This window comes from uncultured Legionella sp. (genome assembly GCF_937871865.1).
Lineage (GTDB): Bacteria > Pseudomonadota > Gammaproteobacteria > Legionellales > Legionellaceae > Legionella.
The window spans coordinates 1-4,574 of sequence record NZ_CALMPD010000067.1 but is presented as its reverse complement, the minus strand read 5'-3'; the positions used below and the strand labels follow the sequence as shown (position 1 = coordinate 4,574).

Sequence of the window (4,574 nt, the reverse complement as noted above, 5' to 3'; positions counted from 1 at the left end):
TAAGAGTATAATTAATATGCATCAAGGTGAAAGCAATATTTCGCTGATCACATACAATATTCATAAAGGTTTTGGTGTGGGCGCAGTTCGTTTTTTGCTACCAGAAATGAGAGAAGCGATTACAGGATTAAATCCGGATTTTGTTTTTTTGCAAGAGGTTCAGGGAAAGCATAGAAAGCGTGAGAAACGAATTGATTCATGGCCTGATTCTCCTCAGTTTGAATATATTGCCGAGAATATCTGGCCGCATTATGTCTATGCTAAAAATGCGGTCTACCAATCAGGTCATCATGGTAATGCTATATTGAGCAAACTTCCTTTCGATCGCTTTGAGAGCATCAATCTTTCAACCATGAATAGAGCTTCTCGTGGCATATTACATACTCAATTGAAAATTGATGACGTGACAGTTCATTTATTATGTGTTCATTTGGGTTTATTTAAAACGGAACGTACAGAACAATGTAAAGCGCTGATGAAGCGAATTAAAGATATGGTTCCTCATAATGAACCATTATTGATGGCTGGTGATTTTAACGATTGGCGTACGGTGATTTCTAAAACGCTTGCTAAAGATTTAGGTATTGAAGAGGCCTTTGTGACCGTTGAGGGGCAGCATGCCAAGTCTTTTCCCGCAATCAGGCCGTCTTTATGTGTTGACCGGGTTTATTTTCGTGGGATGAAGGTAAAAGAAGTTGCCTGTTTGCAGGGTAAACCCTGGCGCATGTTGTCTGATCATCTACCGCTTTATGCACAGTTTGAGCTTAAAACCCATCATTATTCATCAAAAGACGGTGCTGATTAAAATTAAATATTCGGCTTTAGCCATTTTTATGAATCCCCATGGTGTGACCGTGAGGATTCATATCTAGGTGATGGCTAAATTCGACTAATGTCCTTTCAATCTAGCCTAAATTAACATTATTCCATATCGCTTTGATATTCACCTAAACAAGCAGCACTGTTCAGGCGTGCTCTTTTAAGTAGTGCTTCCTGCGCTTTTCCTACATTCTCATGTTTACCATTCCAGGTACTCAAACAATCTTCTTGTAATGCTCTGCCGAAAGAAAAGCTGAGTAACCAAGGCTGATGACCAATTGTGTTCATGGCATTCAAATTGGCTGTTGCTTGTTGAGGTGTTTGCCCACCAGACAAGAAATTAATGGTTGGTACAGAAGCTGGCACATTGTTACGGAATACACTGATGGTGTAATCTGCTACTTCTTCTGGGTCGCTAAAAGGACTAACTTCTTTTCCACAAGTAACCATGCTTGGTTTCAATATGATGTGCTCTAATTCAACTTGATGAATGAATAAGGCATGGAAGACTTCATGTAAAACCATCTCACACACTTCGGCACATTGTTCACTGCTGTGTTTTCCATCCATTAGAACTTCTGGCTCAACAATTGGAACGATTCCAACTGCTTGGCAGGCTGCTGCGTAACGAGCCAAATTTTCGGCTCCGCTTTTAATCGCAGTTAAACTTGGAGTAAAGTCAGAAATAGAATAAACGTTTCTCCATTTTGCAAATTTTGCACCTAGTGCTTTAAATTCAACCAGGCGTTCAGTTAAACCATCTAATCCTTGGGTTACTTTTTCATTTTCTGTATTGGCTAAATCAACCAATCCTTTATCTACTTTTATGCCTGGAACTATACCTTTTTTAGCGAATAGTTCTGCAATAGGAGTGCCTTCATCATCTTTTTGATAGAAGGTTTCTTCAAACAAGATAACTCCGTTAATGTATTGCTCTAAATCAGGAGTAGTAGCTAAGAGCAATCGATAATCACGACGGTTTTGCTCTGTATTTTCAGTGTTGATCGTGGCGAAACGTTTGCCTATGGTGCCATTGCTTTCATCGGCAGCTAAAATGCCTTTGCCATCCTGTAGCATTTGCTCCATTGTATTTTCCAGCTCTTCGAAATGTATCATTATATGTGTTCTCCTCAATTGCGGGATGCTACTTTCTATGTAAAAAGCCACAGCCCAAAGACATCGTATCTTAACGTGAAATATATTTTTCACGAATAATTTGCTGCATTGCAAAACCATGTTCTTTTAAATAATTAAAAGAATCGTCGATCATACCGGGATTTCCACATAAATAAACAACATCCGCAGCAGGATCAAGATTAAGTTCGGGGAATGCATGTTGTACATACCCTTTAAATTCATTCTCTTGTAGGTCATGTGGTTCGGTACGGCTTAAATAGGGCCTGAATGTTGCCTGAGGATATTTTTTAGTAAAAGTGACAAATTCTTGGCTATAAAGAATTTCTTCTCTTCGTTGTACGCCCTGAAGAATGACTACTCGAAGATTTGGATGCTGCTCCATTCGTTTACCTAATTCGTTGAGCATGGCTCTATAAGGCGTGATTCCTGTACTGGTTGCTACCAGGATGTATCGACCAGGAATTTCATCTTTAAAGATTAATCGACCGAATGGACCATTGATATTGATCGATTCGCCTTTTTTTAAATTAAATAATAATTCGGTGCCGGGACCGCCTTCAAAATAACCTGCCGCAAATTCAATACGATTATCCCGTTTGGGCTCGTTGGCAATACTATAGCTTCGCTTTAGACTTTTTCCATCCCGTTCAAAATGTATGGTTATGAATTGACCAGGAAGATAATTAAATTCAGGGCTATTGTCACATTTAAATATAAAGTGTTTTACTTTGGGAGAAATCATAAACGCTTCTTCCAGAATAATAGGAAATGTATTTACTTGCATGACGAAAATCAACTTTTAAGATAAAGTGCTTAATATAGGGGAAAAATTATGCATTGCAAGAGTTAAGAACATATAATTAACATATGAGCATACTAGACTTCGTCACTATATTAGGCAATGTAAGCCAATCTCTCTATCCCGTGCAACGTTTAATCTCGGGAGCTGCTTATCTATTGGGTTTGATATTTGTAATGAAAGCTCTTGGTAAAATTAAAAAAATAGGGGATCACAGAGCTCAGTCTTCGTCTCATGAGAAAATGTTTACCCCGATGATGTATTTAATGTTTGGAGCTGCTTTAATCTATTTGCCCAGTATAATGCACATTATGGCAAATACTGCTTTTGGAGTCGGCAATGTGTTAACCTACACTCCGGCCCCAACGCCCAATATTTATAGTTCAATGGGGCTCATCATTCGTACTGCCGGAGTGATATGGTTTATAAGGGGCTGTGTATTGGTGGCACATGCCAGTGAACCAGGGACTCAGGAAGGCCCAAAAGGATTGGTTTTTATCATTGCAGGGATCTTTGCAATGAATTTCGACAACACAATTGCCATGATTAATTATATCTTAGGGAAGTTTCTTACATGGACATTGGCAATAAAAGCGAGCCAGGGGTATTAGCTCATTCCATACATCATGTAGATCATCTTGGATGTTACGATATTATTCTTCGTCACCGCAGATTTTAAGATTATTGGCTTTAGCGAAATCGATAATAGATTGATAGACTTGGGGGCTTGATTCTTTCAGTTTTGGGTCGAGCAGTACACAATGATATCCTTCACTATTCACGCTCGGCTGTAATAAGGGAGAGTAATAAATACGGCTGTTTTTAAAGCTTGCTAAAGATCCACTCATCCGTTCAGCCCAATCTCGGGGGCGAAATCTTTTACCTTGAGGAGTTACTCCTTCAATAACAATAGTTTTCTTTTCTGGTTTAGTCATAAATCTATGCATTATAAATACAGTATGTTAAGTATAACATCATCGTGCTGTCACTGCGTGGATATTTGTTAATTTTGTAGTATTTTATTTACATTACGTCTTTAAAGTAGGTTTTCCATAGTAGTTTTTATCTCTTTTATGATAGCATGGTGCTGATTTTGATATTAATGAGGCTTAATTGCGAATGAAAAAAGAAAATCATTCTGGGATATATTTGTTGCCAAATATTTTCACAACTGCCAGTTTGTTTGCAGCCTTTTATTCTATAGTCTCCTCTATGAAGGGGCAATATGAGGCGGCAGTGATCGCTATGTTTATTGGAATGATAGCAGATGGTCTTGATGGACGCATTGCTCGATTAACTAACACGCAAACTGAGTTCGGAGCTCAATACGATAGCTTATCCGATATGGTCACCTTTGGTGTAGCCCCTTCACTATTACTTTATAATTTAACTCTAGGCCAATTAGGAAAGTTTGGCTGGTTAATCGCTTTTGTTTATACTGCCGCTGTTGCTTTAAGGCTAGCACGGTTTAATACGCAACTTGAAACCGCGGATAAACGATATTTTCAAGGCTTGCCATGTCCTCCAGCAGCAGCTGTGATGGCATCATTTGCCTGGCTATGTTATCAGAATGAATGGCAGAGCATGTTTATATCGGTTTTAACGGCCATCTTTGCAATAGCTGCATCAGCATTGATGGTGAGTAACGTACGTTATCATAGTTTTAAAGAGATTGATTTTAAAGGTAAGGTTCCCTTTTTATATGTTTTGGTATTGATCATATTATTTGTAGCAATAGCATTAAACCCAGCTATAGTGTTATTTGCAGGATTTAGTACCTATGCCTTATCTGGGCCAATTAGTACTTTAATTTATATTC

6 protein-coding genes are annotated in these 4,574 nt (G+C 38.4%); 3 read left to right on the top strand and 3 right to left on the bottom strand.

The genetic code is table 11. The features are described 5' to 3' along the window. Positions 1 to 16: 16 nt before the first annotated feature. Positions 17 to 805 carry an endonuclease/exonuclease/phosphatase family protein gene (locus tag Q0495_RS03820; RefSeq protein ID WP_298623283.1) on the top strand — a complete coding sequence of 263 codons (789 nt, stop codon included), beginning with the start codon at positions 17 to 19 and terminating at the stop codon, positions 803 to 805. A gap of 116 nt (positions 806 to 921) precedes the next feature. Here the strand turns inward: Q0495_RS03820 and Q0495_RS03815 are convergent, their stop codons facing one another. Further along, positions 922 to 1,932: a class I fructose-bisphosphate aldolase gene (locus Q0495_RS03815; protein WP_298623281.1), complete on the bottom strand. Its 1,011-nt coding sequence runs from the start codon at positions 1,930 to 1,932 to the stop codon at positions 922 to 924. 73 nt (positions 1,933 to 2,005) lie between these two features. Then, positions 2,006 to 2,740 (bottom strand): FAD-binding oxidoreductase, encoded by a 735-nt coding sequence (locus tag Q0495_RS03810; RefSeq protein WP_298623279.1) that lies wholly within the window; start codon positions 2,738 to 2,740, stop codon positions 2,006 to 2,008. An 83-nt stretch (positions 2,741 to 2,823) separates the two neighbouring features. On the opposite strand from Q0495_RS03810, the gene Q0495_RS03805 reads away from it, so the two are divergent. Further along, the gene (locus Q0495_RS03805; protein ID WP_298623277.1) at positions 2,824 to 3,366 is read left to right on the top strand and encodes a type IV secretion protein IcmC; all 543 of its coding nucleotides are present in this window, start codon (positions 2,824 to 2,826) and stop codon (positions 3,364 to 3,366) included. Positions 3,367 to 3,408: 42 nt separating this feature from the next. On the opposite strand, the gene Q0495_RS03800 is transcribed toward Q0495_RS03805, so the two are convergent. Further along, positions 3,409 to 3,690: a DUF3579 domain-containing protein gene (locus tag Q0495_RS03800; protein ID WP_298623275.1), complete on the bottom strand. Its 282-nt coding sequence runs from the start codon at positions 3,688 to 3,690 to the stop codon at positions 3,409 to 3,411. A gap of 184 nt (positions 3,691 to 3,874) precedes the next feature. On the opposite strand from Q0495_RS03800, the gene pssA reads away from it, so the two are divergent. Beyond that, positions 3,875 to 4,574 (top strand): CDP-diacylglycerol--serine O-phosphatidyltransferase (pssA, locus tag Q0495_RS03795; protein WP_298623273.1); only part of this gene is annotated, 700 nt, incomplete at its 3' end.